This window comes from Limosilactobacillus mucosae DSM 13345 (assembly GCF_001436025.1).
GTDB lineage: Bacteria > Bacillota > Bacilli > Lactobacillales > Lactobacillaceae > Limosilactobacillus > Limosilactobacillus mucosae.
In genome coordinates this window covers 70301-88695 of the sequence record NZ_AZEQ01000004.1, presented here as the reverse complement: position 1 = coordinate 88695, position 18395 = coordinate 70301, and the positions used below count along the sequence as shown (strand labels likewise).

General features: G+C 47.6%; 15 protein-coding genes. All 15 read right to left on the bottom strand.

All coding sequences use genetic code 11. The features are described from left to right. Positions 1 to 53 precede the first annotated feature (53 nt). The 15 genes from FC47_RS02870 to recA all read right to left on the bottom strand — a co-directional run bounded on the left by FC47_RS02870 (position 54) and on the right by recA (position 18329). A complete protein-coding gene (locus FC47_RS02870; RefSeq protein WP_056967803.1) occupies positions 54 to 587 on the bottom strand; it encodes a CvpA family protein in 534 nt (177 codons plus the stop codon). Positions 588 to 724: 137 nt separating this feature from the next. After that, complete coding sequence (locus FC47_RS02865; protein WP_006500227.1) at positions 725 to 1042, bottom strand: DUF1292 domain-containing protein; 318 nt, start codon at positions 1040 to 1042, stop codon at positions 725 to 727. Between the two features lie 21 nt (positions 1043 to 1063). Then, positions 1064 to 1501, bottom strand: coding sequence for a Holliday junction resolvase RuvX (ruvX, locus tag FC47_RS02860; protein ID WP_006500228.1), 438 nt, complete (start codon positions 1499 to 1501; stop codon positions 1064 to 1066). Further along, positions 1498 to 1761 carry an IreB family regulatory phosphoprotein gene (locus FC47_RS02855; RefSeq protein WP_006500229.1) on the bottom strand — a complete coding sequence of 88 codons (264 nt, stop codon included), beginning with the start codon at positions 1759 to 1761 and terminating at the stop codon, positions 1498 to 1500. The genes ruvX and FC47_RS02855 overlap by 4 nt, the downstream gene beginning before the upstream one ends. Before the next feature lie 146 nt (positions 1762 to 1907). After that, entirely contained in the window at positions 1908 to 4562 is a 2655-nt protein-coding gene (alaS, locus tag FC47_RS02850) for an alanine--tRNA ligase (RefSeq protein ID WP_056967801.1), read from the bottom strand. Between the two features lie 262 nt (positions 4563 to 4824). Next, complete coding sequence (locus FC47_RS02845; RefSeq protein ID WP_056967798.1) at positions 4825 to 6201, bottom strand: DEAD/DEAH box helicase; 1377 nt, start codon at positions 6199 to 6201, stop codon at positions 4825 to 4827. A 23-nt stretch (positions 6202 to 6224) separates the two neighbouring features. Next, the gene (locus FC47_RS02840) at positions 6225 to 7169 is read right to left on the bottom strand and encodes a DHH family phosphoesterase (RefSeq protein WP_006500232.1); all 945 of its coding nucleotides are present in this window, start codon (positions 7167 to 7169) and stop codon (positions 6225 to 6227) included. A 149-nt stretch (positions 7170 to 7318) separates the two neighbouring features. Continuing rightward, positions 7319 to 7741, bottom strand: coding sequence for a preprotein translocase subunit YajC (gene yajC, locus FC47_RS02835; RefSeq protein ID WP_006500233.1), 423 nt, complete (start codon positions 7739 to 7741; stop codon positions 7319 to 7321). A 161-nt stretch (positions 7742 to 7902) separates the two neighbouring features. Continuing rightward, complete coding sequence (locus tag FC47_RS02830; protein WP_056967796.1) at positions 7903 to 8994, bottom strand: tRNA-ribosyltransferase family protein; 1092 nt, start codon at positions 8992 to 8994, stop codon at positions 7903 to 7905. Between the two features lie 39 nt (positions 8995 to 9033). Then, positions 9034 to 10023: a Holliday junction branch migration DNA helicase RuvB gene (ruvB, locus tag FC47_RS02825; protein ID WP_370844339.1), complete on the bottom strand. Its 990-nt coding sequence runs from the start codon at positions 10021 to 10023 to the stop codon at positions 9034 to 9036. Between the two features lie 37 nt (positions 10024 to 10060). Then, on the bottom strand, positions 10061 to 10660 hold the full coding sequence (gene ruvA, locus FC47_RS02820) for a Holliday junction branch migration protein RuvA (protein ID WP_006500237.1): 600 nt from the start codon (positions 10658 to 10660) through the stop codon (positions 10061 to 10063). Positions 10661 to 10718: 58 nt separating this feature from the next. After that, positions 10719 to 12695: a DNA mismatch repair endonuclease MutL gene (mutL, locus tag FC47_RS02815; protein WP_056967794.1), complete on the bottom strand. Its 1977-nt coding sequence runs from the start codon at positions 12693 to 12695 to the stop codon at positions 10719 to 10721. Between the two features lie 11 nt (positions 12696 to 12706). Next, a complete protein-coding gene (gene mutS / locus FC47_RS02810) occupies positions 12707 to 15355 on the bottom strand; it encodes a DNA mismatch repair protein MutS (RefSeq protein WP_006500239.1) in 2649 nt (882 codons plus the stop codon). Positions 15356 to 15460: 105 nt separating this feature from the next. After that, entirely contained in the window at positions 15461 to 17020 is a 1560-nt protein-coding gene (gene rny / locus FC47_RS02805; RefSeq protein WP_039945921.1) for a ribonuclease Y, read from the bottom strand. A gap of 214 nt (positions 17021 to 17234) precedes the next feature. Further along, entirely contained in the window at positions 17235 to 18329 is a 1095-nt protein-coding gene (gene recA, locus FC47_RS02800) for a recombinase RecA (protein WP_039945923.1), read from the bottom strand. Between the last annotated feature and the right edge of the window lie 66 nt (positions 18330 to 18395).

Genomic DNA, 18395 nt, shown 5'->3' with positions numbered 1-18395 from the left:
ACTCCTTTCAGTCCGTATCAAGCACCTATTAAGCTTTAAAGACTGATGCCGATCTATCCCAATAGCTGAAGAGCTGCCTTGGCCATCCCCGGCGTATCCCTGATCATCAGCTGAGCAATTCCCGATTGAGCAAGCTGATCTTGCCACCATTGACTAGGAAACAGCTGAAAAATCATCAAAAACATAAAAATAATCAAATAGCCGACCAAGACGTCCAGTGCCCCACCAGCCCAACGATTGGCCGAGCCAAGTACAGGAAGACGATTCAGCCAGTTGGTTCTTTTCAGCAGCCAATGTCCAAAAAAAGAAATCGTGCTGAAGATGATCATAAAAGCCAAGCCATTATAGAAAAAAGAAGTTGGATCAATACTGCTCAAGAGACTGCCACTAACCGAGCCGGTAGTATTGCTGCCAATCTGAGGCAAAAATTCAGCCAATGCGCCGCCCAAAAAGCGCGCCCCCACTTTAGCGGCCAGCCAGCTGATCAAATAGGTACAAGTCGAGATCAGCATGCCTAACAGGCCACGGTTGGTGCCGTTAATCCAGCAGCCAATCAAGAGAACTAAAATTACTGTCGTTAAAATCATTTTCCGGCCTCATTAATCTACAGTATCAATTCAATCAATAATAAATAAGACCCAGCATCCGGATAAACCGCACGCCAGGTCCCGATATCTTAACCTGAGCTGGCTAAAAAAGTCTCTTTTAGCCTCTCTGGTCGGACTTAGGCATTGAAATTGCCTTCATCATCAATAAACGTATTAAGCACTTCTTGAACCATTGCCCATTCTTCATCACTTTCAATTGGCATCAGCTGAATGTCGCCACTGTCAACGCCATCCATGTCGCTGGCTGGTTCAAATGAAAAGGCCTCAATATCAACTTCATCGGCATTTTCTTCATCCAATGGGTAAAGACAGATATACCATTTGCCGTTTTGATCGGACTTAAAGCGCATTGCTTCTTTGTAGAGCTCTTCATTGCCCTTTTCGTCGACCAGCGTAAAAATCTCTTCGTTGTCGCGTGGTTGATTTTCGCTCATAAGTAACTCCTTTATCGCTCTTTATAGCTTTTGAACCAGCTTGCCATGCCGATCGAGATAGTTTTGCAGGATCAGCGTTGCAGCCAACTCGTCAATTACTTTCTTTTGCTTGCGTCTTGAAATATCAGCCTGTTCGACCAACATTCGATGAGCCTCAACCGTAGTCAGACGCTCATCTTGAAAATCGATTGGCAGGCCAAATTTTTCTACCAGCAGCTCGCCATAATGATGTGATGCCTCAACACGTGGTCCCTCGGTATTATTCATGTTCTTTGGCAGGCCGATCACAAAACCAGCAATCTGCCGACTTTTAACCAGTTCTGCCACCCGATCAAGACCAAACTCGCCGGCTTCCTCATCAATCGGAATGATCTCTACTGCCTGTGCCGTCCAGCCTAGTGGATCACTTTCAGCAACGCCAACGGTCTTAGAGCCGACATCCAGTCCTAAGAGTCTCATTTGGCGTCTCCATTATGCTGCAGATAGAAGCGCACGAGTTCTTCAATGATTTCATCACGCTCATGTTCACGAATCAAGTTACGGGCATCATTCAAGCGTGGAATATAGGCTGGATCGCCAGAAAGCAGATAACCAACGATTTGGTTGATTGGATTGTAGCCTTTTTCTTCTAAGGCTTGGTATACAGTATTTAAGGTTTCTTTGACGTCTTTTGGCTTTTCTTTTCCAAAGTCAAAAAACATGGTCTTGTCACTTGCCATCTTTTCACCCCCGACCTTTCTTTATCAGTATTTAATTCTACTATACCACTTAATAAATCACAATCAGCAAGCTTTTCCTTAATCAACCTTTAATGAAAAAAAGACGCAGTGCCGTTTTGACACTCCGTCTTCTAAATTGCATGCAGCTATTTATTCAGATATTCGGCGGCCTGCTTTAGTGCAGTTGGAATTCCCGCCGGCTTTTTGCCACCGGCTTGTGCCAGGTTAGGACGGCCGCCACCGCCACCGTTGATTGCTGGGGCAATCGCCTTAATAACATCGCCAGCCTTGATGTCTTTAGTCTTGTTATCGCTAACGGCTACCAGCATGTTGGCCTTGCCTTCACTGCCAGTTGCCAAAACCAAAACATCAGACAGCTGCTTGGCCCGCCAGCTATCAGCCAGCTGCCGCAATTGTCCCATACCGGCAACGTTGACTTGCGCTGCAATCAACGTTCCCTGCTTAGTATCTTGAACGTTGTCAAAGACCGCGTTGGCTTGTTGGGCAGCCAGTTTGGCCTCCAAAGCCTCATTTTGCTTTTGAGCTTCTTTCAGCTGACTTTGCAGTTCTTCAACACGATGCGGTACTTCTTTCAGCTGAGCAACCTTCAATTCACCGGCGGTTTGTGTCAGCAGATCGTCATGTTCCTGCATGAACTTGAAGGCATCGCTTGAGGTAACGGCTTCGATCCGCCGTACGCCGGCACCAACCCCACCTTCAGAAACAATCTTAAACAGGCCGATCTCATTAGTGTTCTTAACGTGATCGCCGCCACAGAATTCAGTGTTGTAATCGCCGATCTTAACGACCCGTACCTTGTCACCGTACTTGTCAGAGAACAGGGCAATGGCATCCATCTTCTTGGCAGCTTCCAGATCGGTTTCAACCGTCGTTACCGGGATTTCTTTCCAGATCTGTTCGTTGACCATATCTTCAACGGCTTTCAGATCTTGGTCCGTTACCTGGCCAAAGTGATTAAAGTCAAAGCGTAAGTAGTGCTGTTCAACCAGAGAACCGGCCTGCTGCGTGTGTCCGCCTAAAACGTTGCGCAGAGCCTGATCAAGCAGGTGCGTAGCGGTATGGTTCTTTTCAATCTTCAAATGACGCAGCCGATCAACCTTCAGTGCATAGCGGGCACCTTTTTTCAATGGCGACTGCAGCTCCACCCGATGCAGGTTTTGCTGGTTTGGCGCGTGCTGAACGTCAACAACGCGGCCAACCAGATTACCGAAGTTGTCGATAATGTCCCCCGTGTCGGCAACTTGGCCACCCATCTCGGCATAAAATGGCGTGACGTCAAAAATAACCTCGACATCCTTGTCGCCTGGCAATGCCTCTTCAACGTGCTGACCAGCTTGAGCCAGCCCGATTACCTTGGCATTTTGAACTTCCAGATCGGTATAGCCAACATACTTGCTTGGCTCCTTGAATTCAGTCCAAACGTCCGTCTGAACGCCCATCCCGTTGTCAATATCACGAGCTTTGCGGGCCCGATTCTGCTGCTCGGTCATGGCAGCTTCAAAACCAGCTTCATCAACGCTAAGACCTTCATCAGCCGCATATTCCTTGGTCAGTTCAATTGGGAAGCCATAGGTATCATACAGCTTAAAGGCCGTCTTGCCATCGATCTTATTGCTGCCATCTGCCTTGGCCTTTTCAATCACGTCGTTTAACAGACTCAAGCCACCGTTTAACGTCGTGTTGAAGCGTTCTTCTTCAGACTTGATAACTGAGGCAATGTAGTCGGCATTTTTTAAGACGTCTGGATAGTATGATTCCATAATCTTGCCAACCGTTGGCACCAGCTTGTACAAGAATGGCTTGTCAATGCCCAGCTTCTTGCCGGCAACGACCGCGCGCCGCAGCAGGCGACGAATTACATAGCCACGCCCAACATTGGATGGCAGGGCACCATCACTGATTGCAAACGTGATCGTCCGGATATGATCAGCAATGATCTTAAAGAAGACGTCATCATCCTTGTCAACACCATACTTCTTAACACCGCTGAATTCTTCAGTCTGTTTGATCAGCGGCATAAAGAGGTCGGTTTCAAAGTTGGTTGGCGCGTTTTCAAAAATGGAGACAACCCGTTCCAGCCCCATCCCAGTATCGATATTCTTATGCGGCAGCGGCTCATAGGTATCCTCTGGCGTGTGATTGAATTGAGAGAAGACGATGTTCCAGATTTCCAGATAACGTTCGTTTTCACCACCAGGGTAATTTTCTGGATCATCTTCAGGTACATTGTTCATTTCCTGGCCACGGTCATAAAAGATTTCCGTATCAGGACCAGATGGACCTTGACCAATGTCCCAGAAGTTGTCTTGGTTGGCCAGCAGGTGATCTTCGGCAACCCCGGCTTCCAGCCAGCAGCGGTGAGCATCGTTGTCTTTTGGGTAATAAGTAACGTACAGCTTTTCAGGATCAAAGCCGAACCATTCGTCACTGGTCAGCAGCTCCCAAGCCCAAGGAATGACTTCTTTTTTAAAGTAGTCGCCAACCGAAAAATTACCCAGCATTTCAAACATCGTATGATGACGCGCCGTTTTACCAACGTTTTCAATATCATTGGTCCGAATACTCTTTTGCGAGCTGGTCATCCGCGGATTTTTAGGTACGACCTCCCCATCAAAGTACTTTTTCATCGTAGCAACCCCAGAGTTGATCCAGAGCAGCGTCGGGTCATCAACCGGCACCAAAGAGGCACTTGGCATTTCGGTATGACCGTGTTGAATAAAGAAATCCAGGTACATGCGGCGTACTTGGGCACTATTGAGGTGCTTTAATTCCTTGCTCATGTTATCTTCCTTTCCTGGTAAAAACAAAAAACCATCCTTGCGAATCAGAGACGCCTTTTGACGCGGTACCACTCTGCTTGCAACGATGGATTTCGTTTACCTCTTTAAATTTCCGAATTTCGGAAGCTGATTGTTGAATTGTGAATCTGGGGAGCACCTGATGATGATCGTCGTTTTTCACAGCAGCCAAAACGTTTCTGAAAGCTCACATCAAAAAGCATATCCCAAACAGTCCATATTATAAGCGAGCTGACCTTAAAAATCAACGACCATTATTTTCCCGCTCCCGCCGATGCTGACGCTGACGCTGGCGTTTTGCCTTACGCATTTCATGACGCTTGGCGAGCTTGCGTTTTTCCTGCTCATCTTCTTTGATCGCACGCTGGATCCGTTTCTTGTAGCCAGGCTTGACCTTCTTTTTGGTCTTTTTGACAAAGCCACGCAGCGTCGTATCCAGACTTTCCTTGCGACGATGATAGTTTTTCCGTCGATTACGGTCATAAGTCGTTACGATCTGCCCATTCTTAAACGTCTTTGGGGTAAACTTAATGCCGCGCTCTTCCAATTTGGCAATCATCTCGTCTTCTGCTGGAGCATACAGCGTAATTGCCGTCCCCTTCATATTGGCACGCCCCGTCCGACCAACGCGGTGAACAAAGTATTCCAGATCACTTGGAATATCGTCATTGATTACCAATGATACGCCATCAATATCGATTCCCCGCGCAGCCAGATCAGTCGCAACGACATATTGATAGTCAAGGTTGTGAATCTGGCGCATGATCCGTTTCCGTGCTCTTGGCTCAAGGCCGCCATGAATCAAGGCAACCTTTAATCCTTGCTGCTGCAGGTAGTCGGTAATCTCTTCAGCGCGCTGACGAGTATTGGCAAAAATCAAGGCCAGATATGGATCGCCCAGCGTCAAAAGCTGATAGATCATCTCATTTTTATCGCGGCCTTTAGTCGACATCAGCCAGTTATCGACATTGGGATTGATTACCGTTTCAGTAGGAATCTCTTCAACGACGGGATTTTCCATATATTTCTTCAAAAATGGCCGCAGCCCTTGAGGAATCGTTGCTGAAAAGACCATCATCTGCAAGTCTTCTGGAAAATGGCTGGCAATGCCGTCAACCTGTTCCAAAAAGCCCATATCAAGCGTCATATCAGCTTCATCAACGACAAAGCGGTGAGCAGTATGAATATCCAAAGCCTGCGAGTTGATCAGATCCAGAATGCGCCCCGGCGTACCGATTACCAGCTGAGGCTGTTTGCGTTGCAGCTGATCAATCTGATGCTGCTTGTCGGTACCCCCAACGTAATTGTGAATCGTAAACTTTTGTGGTGCAAACCGATTCAGCTGCTTGGCTGCGTTATAGATCTGGTAAGCAAGTTCACGACTGGGCGTGGTAATTACAACCTGCACGTTTTGATTTTGAGCGTCCAGCTGTTCAAAAATCGGCAGCAAAAAAGCATGCGTCTTACCGCTCCCGGTCTGGGACTGACCAACCACGCTCTTATTGGCAAGCACGATTGGAATCACTTTTTCTTGAACCGGTGTCGGCTTAACGAAATGAAGATCTTTTAAGGCATCCATTAAAAAAGGTTGAAAATGAAAATCAGCAAATGTTTCAGTCATTGAGGTTGGATTTCCTTTCTTGGTTAGGCATTGGCAGCCAACTCGTCCAGCTGACTGACCACTTCTTTGATTTCTTGTTCATCACGAGCCTTGGCACCACTGGCTAATGGATGACCGCCGCCTTGATGCTTTTTGGCCAGCTCATTGATAAAAGGACCTTTAGAGCGCAGACGAATCCGATAATGGCCATCCTCTTGTTCAACAAAGATTGCCCATGCCTTGACTCCTTGAATCTTGCCCAGCAAAGGCACGACAGCCGAAGTCCCAGCTTCAGTCAAGCCATAGCGCTTCAGGATTGCATCGGTCAAGACTACATAGGCTGCTCCGCTTTCCAATAGAGTCATGTTTTCATAGACGTATGCCGATAAGCGAGCCATGGGCAGCGTAATCGTATCCTCACGCTGACAGATTGTTGCCGCATCCGCACCGGCAGCCATCAGCTCACCCGCAATCCGCATCGTGTTAGGCGTAGTTGCCGGATACAAAAAACGACCCGTATCGCCAACGATTCCAGCATACAGAGCATGAGCAGCCTTTTGTGGCAGCTTCAGTTCGTTTGTGAAACGTTCATAAAACTCATAAATCATTTCCGAGCAACTGGAAGCATCGTCTCTAACCCACATCAAATCACCATAAGGCTCGTCATTAGGATGGTGGTCGATCTTGATCAGCTCATCGCCATTGTTGAACCGACGATCATCAATGCGGGGAGCGTTAGCCGTATCAGTCACGATCACCAAAGCATCGTCATAGACGTCGCTTTCAATTTCATCCATCGTACCGATCCAATCAAATCCTGGGATGTGCTTGCCAACGACGTAGACCTGCTTGTAGGGAAACGAAGCCTTTAAAATCTCAGCCAAGCCAACTTGCGAGCCGATTGCATCGGGATCAGGACGCTGGTGGCGATGAATGATGATTTTGTTGTACTTTTTTATCTGTTCAAGAATTGACGTTAACTCGTCCATTTAACAAAATCCTCCTTGCATATTAAATAAATTGCTATTTTAAAACCATTCACCAGTATATCAGCAATTAACGTTTTTTGCTTGTTCCTTAAACGTAAAAATCCCGATGAGCTGTTTGCCCATCAGGATTTTTAGCGTTGAGTTACGGATTACTTGTCCGCGTCAGCACTGTCGCTTTCAGCCGGCTTTTGATCATCAGCAGCTTCAGCCGATTCACTGGCTGGTGCGGCTTCGCTTGCCGGAGCGTCACTAGCTTCACTGGCTGGTTCTTCGCTGGCCGCAGCCTGACTGGCAGGTTGGGCTTCAGCAGCTTGGGTCTTGCTTGGAATTACCCGTGCAATTGCGGAAAGGTCAAAAGTCAAGTAGACGCCTTCACAATCAATCGTTACCGTTTGATCGGTAGTATTGATTTCATCAATCACCCCATGCAGACGGCTGATCATTACGACCTGATCACCCTTCTTCAAGTGATTTACCATTGATTGATGCTCTTTACGTTGCTTTTGTTGTGGCCGAATCATAAAGAAATACATGAAGGCAATCATCAAAACGATAATGATGATGCTAGACATTCCAGATCCGGTACTGCTTGCAGCTAAAATTTCCACTGCCGTTCATCCTCTCTTAGTAAATTATAATTATATGCTCAATAAACAACTTTACCAAAAAAACGACACAAATACCACTGGTTCAATCAAAAAGACCGTCAGCTGACTGAATGAAACGTTTTTTTCTAAATCAGGTTGTCAAAAATCGCCGTGATGGGTTGATCATGCATGATCGCTAAACGAGCCTGACTTACCAGCTGCCGCAGATACCAAAGATTATGCTGACTAATCAAGCGCGGACCAACGGAATTATCCATATGCAGCAGATGTCTCAGATAAGCTCTTGAATATTGCTCACAGACTGGACAATGGCAGTCTTCAGCGAGTGGTTGTGGGTCAGCAGCAAAACGCGCCTTTTTAATCGGCAGCAGTCCTTGAGCGGTTAAAGCCTTGCCATAGCGTCCCCAATGAGTCGGTAAAGAGGTTTCAATCAGATCGATGCCGTTTTTAAGCGCGCTGACCAGCTGTGCTGACGATTGAATGTCAACCACCATCCGTGCCTTATCGGCAGGCAGCAGATCGACGCTTAGCTTCAAGACGCGATCAAATTCCTTGTCATTGTCAATATCGCTTAAGCCACCGATTACATAGCCGGAAAAATCCATTTTAGCTAAAGCCTCGATACTCTGTTTTCTTAACTGGGCAAACCCAGCGCCTTGCATCACGCCAAACAACGCCGGCGAATCAGCAGTCAGTTTCTGAACGGCCGCAGCTGCCCAGGTAGAATTGATTGCCACGGCTTTTTCAACATAGTCATACGGTGCATAATAAGATGGCGTCTGGCTCAGCATCAGCATGATATCCGGCTGCAGTTCGGTTTGTGATTCAATTACCGTTTGCGGGGTCATCAAACGAACCGCACCCGTCTTGACGTCATGAAAACGCACGCCGTCTTTAGTCAGATGATTCTTCTTGACCAATGGCAGATGCCGAAAATCACCGGGCTTGGCAATCACCAGACCATCCCAAGCCATGAAACGATGCAGGCCGCCCAAGTCACGGACTGTTTCGGTTCCAGGATTTTGCGAGATGATGCTCTCATCGATGCTAAGTCCCTTGATCTGGGATCGTTTGACTTCAGCCGGCGCCAGATCATGAACCGTTAAGGCCGGTGCAGGCATGATCAGACTTGGCGTCTCAAGCGTCTGGCGACCGATCGTCAGCTGGGCTGCTCGGGCTGTTTCTGCATGATGCTGCAGTTTAAAATCAAACTTCAAAACGGTTATCCTTTCCTTTTTACCTGGTGTACCTAAGTTCTAATCACTGGGCAAAGCGACCCCTAAATGACGGTAGGCGGCTGGCGTTGCAACTCGTCCTCTTGGCGTGCGGGCAATAAAGCCGATCTGCAACAGATATGGCTCGTACATCTCCTCAATCGTCCCCATCTCTTCGCCAACGTTGGCCGCAATCGTTTTTAAGCCTACTGGGCCGCCATGATAGTAGTCAATCATCGTATGCAGAATGCGGCGGTCAATCTCGTCTAAGCCACGCTCATCAACCTGTAGCAGCTTGAGTGCCTTGTTAACGGTGACTGCATCAATGGCATCGCAGCCTGCAACCTGGGCAAAGTCACGCACCCGTTTCAAAAGTCGGTTGGCAATCCGCGGCGTACCTCTTGAACGCATTGCCAGCTCACGGGCGCCGGTTGGTTCAATCGGCATGGCAAAAATCTTGGCCGATCGAAAAATAATCTTTTCCAATTCTGCCTGACTGTAATATGCCATATGCTCAATAATGCCAAAACGATCTCGCAAAGGCGCCGATAAGACTCCCGCTCGCGTCGTTGCGCCAATCAAGGTAAACGGCGGCAGCGGAAAATGAATTGGATGCGCAGCTGGTCCTTCACCAACGACAATATCGATAAAATAGTCTTCCATTGCTGAGTAGAGCATTTCCTCAACCGTTTTCGGCAGCCGATGGATCTCATCGATAAACAAGACATCGCCTGGATGAAGCTCATTTAGCATTGCAACCAGATCACCCGGCTTTTCAATAGCTGGCCCGCTGGTCGTTTTGATGCCAACGTTCATCTCATGAGCAATCACCATTGCCAGCGTGGTTTTCCCTAACCCCGGCGGTCCATATAGCAGCACGTGGTCCAGTGCCTCTTCACGACTGCGCGCAGCTTGAATATAAACAGAAAGCTTTCTTTTGATCTGTTCCTGGCCAATATAGTCAGCCAGCCATTGCGGCCGCAGACTGGTTTCACCGGCACTTTCAGCTTCGTTTTCAACCTGTGCCGACATCAAGTGCTGATCGTCGTCCAAAAAGGTTCCTCCTCTCTTAGCTCAGCAAGCGCAGTCCCTGCCGCAGATAATCATCAGTCGACATTGCCGGTTCCTTGCTAAGCGCTTTTTGTACTTTTTTCACCGACCGTTCCGGATAGCCCAGTGCCGTTAAAGCAGCCAAGGCATCCCTTAATTCAGTCGTCATCTCGATATCGCTGGCTGGCACGTTGAAATCCAACGGCTCATTGGCACGCAGCTGATCAATCTTGTCATGCAGATCCAAGACGATTTGGCCAGCCGTTTTCTTGCCAATCCCAGGAAACTTGGTCAAGTAGCCGACGTTGTCATTGGCAATAGCATCAATCAAGCCCTGGTGATCCGGATTGGCCAGAATTGCCAAGGCGCTTTTGGGACCGATTCCCGATACGTTGATCAGCTGCATAAAAAGCTGCTTTTCTTCTGCACTGACAAAGCCATACAAGGTAATCGCATCTTCTCTAACGGCTTGGTATACATAAACCTTGACCTTATCGCTGGGATTGACCTGCCAACGAAACGGATTGGCACAGGCCAGCCGATAGCCTACGCCATTGACGTCGATTACGATGTAGGTTGGCGCTGTATCAACAATTGCCCCAGTAAGATATTCAAACAATTTTTATTCCTCACTTTTTAACTGTTGTTTTTCATTATACCACACAAACGTTCGCCATCTAGAATGAATGGGCATCAAAATCCCGCGAATAGGCTTGGTGATGATCCTGAATCCGTTTAAAAAGCTTCTCTAGATCAGTATCAGTAAAGCGAATCGTGACTGGGCGGCCATGTGGACAATTAAACGGATTTTGACACTGAGCCAGCCTTTCCAACAGTGCCTTAGCCTGCTGATTATCCAGATGATGATTAGCCTTGATCGCACGTTTGCAGCTCATCATCATTGCCGTTTTCAAACGAAAATGCGCCACGCTCAGTTCTGTATCGCTCAATATCCAATCAATCATTTCTTTGGCCGTTGCCTCTTCTTGTCCTTCAACAAACCAAGTGGGATGCTCAGAAAGGACAAAACTGTTCTGTCCAAACGGCTCCAGATGCAAGTCAACCCCGTTAAGAATGTCGAGATGCTCACTGATTTTTAATGCCTCAGCTGTCGAAAAGCTTAAGACCAGGGGCGTCAAAAATGCCTGCTGATCATGACCAACCTCGCCGATCTCATACCGAAAGCGCTCAAAGTTGATTCGTTCTTGGGCAGCATGCTGATCAACCAGATAAAGACCATCTGAAGCCTGAGCCAGCAAAAAGGTGCCATGATACTGCGCTAGATACTGCAGATCAGGGAAGCGCTGGTTTTCCTGATCGCCTGCATCGTCAATATCCAGCGCCATTTCTTCAGTCTTTACGTCTGCTTTTGTTGGCTGACTGATCGAAATCGGCTGCTCAAATGGTGGTACCTGCGACTCATTTTGATAGCGCTGGTCAAAAGCAGCCATTGCAGGCCGGGTCAGATCCTCACGCTCTTTGATGACAACCGGTGCAGCAGCCTGATGCTCATCATCTTCAGCTGCGGTAACCGTCGGCGGCGTAGCTTGAGCCGGTGCTTTTTCATCAGCCGTCTGGTAGGCAGGTACGGCTTCAGCAAAATGCGCTGCTTGAGCTTTTTGCTTATCTTTTAGCTGCCGTGCCTGTGAGCCAGCGTCCGGAATCAGATTCTGATTAGCCAGGCTATGATAGACAGCCTGTTCCAAAAGACTCGCCAACTGATCTTCTTTGCTTAAGCGGACCTCACGTTTGGCTGGATGCACATTGACATCAACCAAGACCGGATCCAGATCGATATTAATAACGGCAAGCGGAAACCGTCCGACCATCAGCTTTGACTGATAGCCGGCAATAATCGCCTTAGTCAATGCATAGCTGCGCACATAGCGATGATTGATCGTCAGCGTGATATGGCTTCTTTGGGCACGCGTCAGTTCTGGTCGCGAGATATAGCCAGAAATTCTAAAATCTGGATTTTCCCCTTGGACTGGAATCATCCCGCGCCCAACGTTAACGCCATCGATAGCGGCAATGACCTGCTGCAGTCTGCCATTGCCTGCTGAGCGAAACATTTCTCGCCCGTCATGAGTAAACGAGATTGCAACATCAGGATTAGCCAAAGCCAAACGATTGACGATATCAACCAGATGACTCAGCTCGGTTTTAGGTGACTTCAAATACTTTAGCCGCGCCGGGGTATTATAAAACAGCTCCGTCACTAAAATATCCGTTCCTTGCCGCGCAATTGCCGGTTTAAGCGACTTCTCCACGCCACCGCGAATATGATAGGCCGTCCCTTCTTGTCCTTTTGTTGCCGTTGTCATGATTACATCAGCAACTGAGGCAATACTAGGCAGCGCTTCCCCACGAAACCCCATCGTCTGGACGCGAAACAGATCGCGCGCTGATTCGATCTTGCTGGTTGCGTGCCGCTTAAAGGCCATTGGAACGTCGCTTCTGGCAATTCCGTCACCGTCATCGATCACGCGAATACTGCCTAACCCAGCTTCAGTTACCACGACGTCAATTCGATGACTGTGCGCGTCCAAAGCGTTTTCTACCAGTTCCTTTACGATTGATGAGGGACGTTCAATTACCTCACCAGCCGCAATCTGATTGGCCAAAATGCTGCTTAGTTGATGAATTTTTCCCATGAATGCTCAGCTCACTTTTGTTTTGCCAGTTTTGTCTGCCATTCGTAGACCTGGTTCATGATTTCCATTGGCGTCATTCCCATTAAATTTAGATTCTTAAGCTGACTGATCACTTTTGCTTCTGGACCTGATGCAGACTTGACAGTTTTTGGTACTGGAGCAAACAGTTCCAGCTGCCCATCTGGTTCGGCGGCAAGTGGCGTTGGCTCATCAGCATCTGGTACCGCAACTGATGATGAAGCAGCCGGCGCAGCGATTTTTTCAGCTGGTGCGGTCAATTTGATCTCATCTTGACTTTCCAACTGATTGAGAATTTGAGCAGCCCGTTTCAACAGATCTGCCGGCATTCCCGCCAGTTTGGCAACATGAATCCCATAAGACTTATCAGCCGGACCATCCTCAATTTTATGCAAAAAGACAAGCTCGCCGTTTTCTTCAGTTGCGCCGACATGAACGTTATGCAGGTGCTTAAGCGTCTGCTCCAGATCGGTCAGTTCATGATAGTGCGTGGAAAACAGTGTCTTAGCGCCGACATGATCATGAACGTACTCAATAATTGCCTGTGCCAGTGCCATGCCATCATAGGTTGCCGTGCCTCGTCCGATCTCGTCAAACAAAATCAGACTGTTAGCCGTAGCATGCTGCAGTGCATTGTTAGCTTCCATCATTTCGACCATAAACGTACTTTCACCAGCAATCAAGTCATCAGCAGCGCCAATTCGCGTAAAAATCTGATCAAAAATCGGCAGGTTCGCCTGATCAGCTGGTACAAAGCAGCCCATCTGCGCCATAACTGCTGTTAGAGCCAGTTGCCGCATATAGGTACTTTTACCTGACATGTTGGGACCTGTGATCAAAAGAATCGATGTCTGCGGATCCATCAAAACGTCATTTGGCACGTACTTCTGGTAGCCCATTACCTTTTCAACCACTGGATGCCGGCCGTTTTTGATTTCCAGACGGTGCGCTTGGTTCATCTGTGGCCGTACAAAATGATAGTCTTCGCTGACCACTGCAAAACTCTGCAAGACATCCAGCTCTGACAAGGCCTTCGCCAGTGACTGCAACCGATTGATTGCCTGCTTGACGGTTTCGCGCACGCCTACAAACAGATCGTACTCCAAAGCAGTTGATTTCTCCTGCGCGCCTAAAATCAAGGCTTCCTTGGCTTTTAGTTCTGGCGTGCTGAAGCGCTCGGCATTCGTCAGTGTCTGCTTGCGTTCGTAACGTTCAGTCGGCAGCTTGCTTAAATTGGCCTTAGTAACTTCAATATAGTAGCCAAAAACATGATTATAGCCAATCTTAAGGTTGCTGATGCCGGTTGCTTCGCGTTCTTTGGCCTGCAGCTGTGCAATCCACTGCTTGCCATTATTCATCGCGTCACGGTACTGATCAAGCTGGTCGTTGTACCCTGTCTTGATCACGCCGCCGTCAGTAACCGAGATTGGCGGTTCTTCAGCAATCGAGCGTTCAATTAAGTCGGCAATATCAGACAAGGGATCCAGTTTGGCTGCCAGATCATCAAAAACCGGCGCGTCAAGCGTTTCTAAAATATACTTGATTTTTGGCACCTGCAGAAGCGATGTCTTTAACTGAATCAAGTCGCGGCCATTTACGCTGCCATATGCAACCCGGCCAGCCAGGCGCTCCAGATCGTATACTTGGGTCAGTTCCTGCTGCAGATTGCTTCTTTCAAAATAGTTGTCCAACAGTACCTGAACCTTATCCTGCCGCTGCTCAATCTGTTCAGCATCAATCAAAGGGCGATCCAGCCAGCGTTTTAGCAGCCGACTGCCCATTGCCGTTTTCGTTTCATCCAAGAGCCATACCAACGTTCCCTGGCGCTTGCCGCTGCGCATATTGGTCGTTAATTCCAGATTGGTCTTGGAATAATGATCGATTTTCATATAGGAGCTCGGCTGATAAGAGATCGCCTTTTGCAGATGGTCAAGCGAGCGTTTCTGCGTTGTCAGCAGATATGAGACAAGCTGCGCAACCACCTGTTTTTCGCCAGGTCGTTCGAGGTCTTGCGTCAGGTAGCTGACTTCGGCATTTTTTAAAATTTCAGACTGTTTGGATAGTAAAATGTTGCGTTTGGTCAGCTGCTGTTCTATTTCAGAAGACAGCGAGTCATCAGCGACGATTTCTTTGGTCTGCAGGTTGATCAGCTCGTTTAAAGCCGCGTTTTTTCCTTTCAGCGTGGTAGTCTTTAATTCACCGGTTGCCAGATCTGCATAGGCCAGCTCAAACGTTGAGCCCTGCTGATTCAAAGCAGCTAAATAGTTGTTATTGCGAGCCGCATCACCGCTTTGATCCATCTGCGTTCCTGGGGTAATCAAGCGCGTAACGGCACGCTTAACCATTCCCTTGGCTTTTTTAGGATCTTCCATCTGTTCGCAGATAGCAACCTTGTATCCCTTATCGATCAGAATGTCAACATAGCCATCAACAGCCTTATGCGGAACGCCGCACATTGGAATTGGGTTGGCAGCACTGTGATTGCGTGTCGTCAGCGTCAATTCGAGGATCTGGGCACCCTTGACGGCATCATCATTAAACAGCTCATAAAAATCACCCAATCGATAGAACAAAAAAGCATCTGGATATTGATCTTTAACTTGTTGATATTGTGCCATCATTGGCGTAAGCTTTTTAGCCAAAAATTTTCACCTGCTCCATTTATATTAATTTCTTTATTTTACATGAATTTGAATCAAAAACGCAAAACAGGGACTGAAGAACCGCTTCTCCAATCCCTATTTTTACTATTTAGCATAATCGACGGCGCGTACTTCACGAATAACCGTAACCTTGATATGGCCAGGATATTCCAGCTGTCCTTCGATCTCCCGCTTAATATCATGTGCCAAAGCCGTGGCCTGCAAGTCCGTAATCTTGTCTGGCTTGACAATAACGCGAACCTCCCGCCCGGCTTGAATAGCATAGCTGTGATCAACGCCCGGATTGCGGTTGGCAATCTCTTCTAATTTTTTGAGTCGTTGAATGTATTGCTCAAGCGACTCGCTTCTAGCACCTGGACGCGCACCTGAAACTGCATCAGCCGCCTGAACCAATACGGCAATGACTGATTCGGCCGGTACGTCGCCGTGGTGAGAGGCAATCGTATTAATCACAACTGGATTTTCTTTGTACTTGCGAGTCAGCTCGACCCCCAATTCGACATGTGAGCCATCAACCTCATGATCGACGGCCTTGCCGATATCATGTAATAAACCAGCGCGTTTCGCTAGGGTAACGTCTTCACCAAGCTCGGCAGCCATAATGCCTGCCAGCTTGGCAACCTCAATTGAATGGTCCAAAACATTTTGGCCATAGCTGGTCCGATATTTCATCCGACCAATCGTTTTGATCAGATCAGGATGCATCGCATGCAGTCCCAGATCAAATACGGTCTGTTCGCCAGTCTCACGCAGCTGAGCATCCATATCTCGGCGAGCTTTTTCAACTGCTTCTTCGATCTTGGCAGGATGAATTCGACCATCTTGGATTAAGCGTTCCAAAGCCATTTTAGCAATTTCACGCCGCACCGGATCAAAACCACTCAAAACGACCGCTTGTGGCGTGTCGTCGATAATCAGATCAATCCCGGTTAAAGTTTCCAAAGTTCGAATGTTACGTCCTTCACGCCCAATAATTCGACCTTTCATATCGTCATTAGGCAGGGCGACAACGGAAACGGTCGCTTCTGAAACCGTGTCAGCAGCACTGCGTTGAATTGCTTCAACAATCAGCTGCTTAGCCTTTCTGTCAGCTGCCAGTTCAGCAGTCTGCTCACTTTCGCGGATCATAACCTCGCGTTCCGTCTTCAACTCATTCTGGAGCTGTTTTAACAACAGTTCTTTGGCATCTTCATGCGACATCTGAGCTACTTTTTCCAGTTCAGCCTGACGCTGTTCAATCAATTGCGTTACTTGTTGTTGACTTTTTTGAATCTGCTCGTTCCTTTGATCCAGTTTATGTTCGCGGGAACTGACTGCATTTTCTCTTTTTTCAAGGGCATTATCCTTGCGATCAAGGGTGGTTTCGCGCTGCAGCATCCGGTCTTCTTGACGCTGAACCTCATCGCGACGCTTTTTAAGCTCTTGCTCCACACTTTCCCGATATCTGTGACTTTCTTCTTTGGCCTCTAAAATAGCCTCTTTTTTGGCCGTCGCAGCATCTTTTTTCGCAGCAGCGATAATTCCCTCGGCGCTATTGTGCGCCTGTGCAATTTGTTTCTCATAAGAGACTTTTCGAATTACATAGCCGACAATAATACCGACAACCATAGCGAGCGCGGCGATAAACAAGCCGAAAGCACTCATCGTTTCACCTCCGCATCAACTATTTTATGTTGTTGGTTGAATTAACAATTAATTAATAGTGAACAAATGAAAATCTGCACACAAAGTAATTTTAATCGTGCTTATGAATAGTGTCAATAATTCAAGTTAAACAAATCTTAATGTAGCTTCTGTGACATTAAGATAACTAAATAAAAACTCAAATCCAGCTGCGGCCGAATTTGAGTTTTATTGCTTACTTATCGTCAGTTTCCGTTGCCACGTCAAGACTTTCCTGCTGTGGTTTTTTGTTTTTGGCAGTCTCATTTTCGCCATCAGCTGCTGTTGTCAATGAAGCATCCGGCTCCATACCATAGGCAACTCGAACTTTGTTAGTCAGCTCGGCCATTGCTTCAGGATGTTCATCCAGCCACTTCTTGGCATTTTCACGTCCCTGACCAATTCGTTCGTTGCCATATGAATACCAGGCACCACTCTTTTTAACCAAGTCTTTTTCAACAGCCATATCCAGGACTTCACCAGTCTTAGAAATCCCTTGACCATACATGATATCGACTTCTGCTTTTCTGAATGGCGGTGCAACCTTGTTCTTAACGACTTTGATTTTGGCACGGTTACCAATAACCTCAGTCCCGTCTTTCAACTGTTCACCACGACGGATTTCCATTCGAATCGTGGAATAGAATTTCAGTGCTCGGCCACCTGGCGTCGTTTCCGGATTACCAAACATAACCCCGACCTTTTCCCGAATCTGGTTGATAAAAATGGCAATCGTCTTAGTTTTATTGATTTCACCAGAAAGCTTGCGCAGTGCCTGCGACATCAGACGTGCCTGCAGACCAACGTGAGTATCACCCATCTCGCCCTCAATTTCAGCACGCGGAACCAATGCCGCTACTGAGTCAACGATCACGATATCAACCGCGCCGCTGGCAATCAAGGCATCAGCAATTTCCAAGCCTTCTTCACCGGTATCTGGCTGAGAGAGCAACAGGTCCTTGACATTAACCCCTAATGCCTGTGCGTATTGTGGGTCTAATGCATTTTCAGCATCAATATAGGCTGCCGTCCCGCCACGCTTCTGAACTTCAGCAACAGCATGCAGGGCCACCGTTGTTTTACCGGAACTTTCTGGTCCATACATTTCAATAATTCGGCCACGCGGATAACCGCCTACCCCCAGTGCTTCATCAATTGCCAGCGAGCCACTGGAAACCGTCGCAATCTTGGTATCAGCTGCGTCACCCATTCGCATGATGGAGCCTTTGCCGAAGTTTTTTTCGATTTTACGCAGTGCATTTTCCAGCGCTGCCTGTCGTTGATCAGCCAAAATGTTTTCCTCCTTATTTCCGAAGTTGTCTGTAACTATCTTATCAGTAATCATGGGTAAAAGACA

Bases quoted from the DNA above. Each gene is read 5' to 3' on its own strand.
- FC47_RS02870 (WP_056967803.1), bottom strand. From the start codon at position 587: ATGATTTTAACGACAGTAATTTTAGTTCTCTTGATTGGCTGCTGGATT.
- FC47_RS02865 (WP_006500227.1), bottom strand. From the start codon at position 1,042: ATGAGCGAAAATCAACCACGCGACAACGAAGAGATTTTTACGCTGGTC.
- ruvX (WP_006500228.1), bottom strand. From the start codon at position 1,501: ATGAGACTCTTAGGACTGGATGTCGGCTCTAAGACCGTTGGCGTTGCT.
- FC47_RS02855 (WP_006500229.1), bottom strand. From the start codon at position 1,761: ATGGCAAGTGACAAGACCATGTTTTTTGACTTTGGAAAAGAAAAGCCA.
- alaS (WP_056967801.1), bottom strand. From the start codon at position 4,562: ATGAGCAAGGAATTAAAGCACCTCAATAGTGCCCAAGTACGCCGCATG.
- FC47_RS02845 (WP_056967798.1), bottom strand. From the start codon at position 6,201: ATGACTGAAACATTTGCTGATTTTCATTTTCAACCTTTTTTAATGGAT.
- FC47_RS02840 (WP_006500232.1), bottom strand. From the start codon at position 7,169: ATGGACGAGTTAACGTCAATTCTTGAACAGATAAAAAAGTACAACAAA.
- yajC (WP_006500233.1), bottom strand. From the start codon at position 7,741: ATGTCTAGCATCATCATTATCGTTTTGATGATTGCCTTCATGTATTTC.
- ruvB (WP_370844339.1), bottom strand. From the start codon at position 10,023: ATGTCGGCACAGGTTGAAAACGAAGCTGAAAGTGCCGGTGAAACCAGT.
- mutL (WP_056967794.1), bottom strand. From the start codon at position 12,695: ATGGGAAAAATTCATCAACTAAGCAGCATTTTGGCCAATCAGATTGCG.
- rny (WP_039945921.1), bottom strand. From the start codon at position 17,020: ATGAGTGCTTTCGGCTTGTTTATCGCCGCGCTCGCTATGGTTGTCGGT.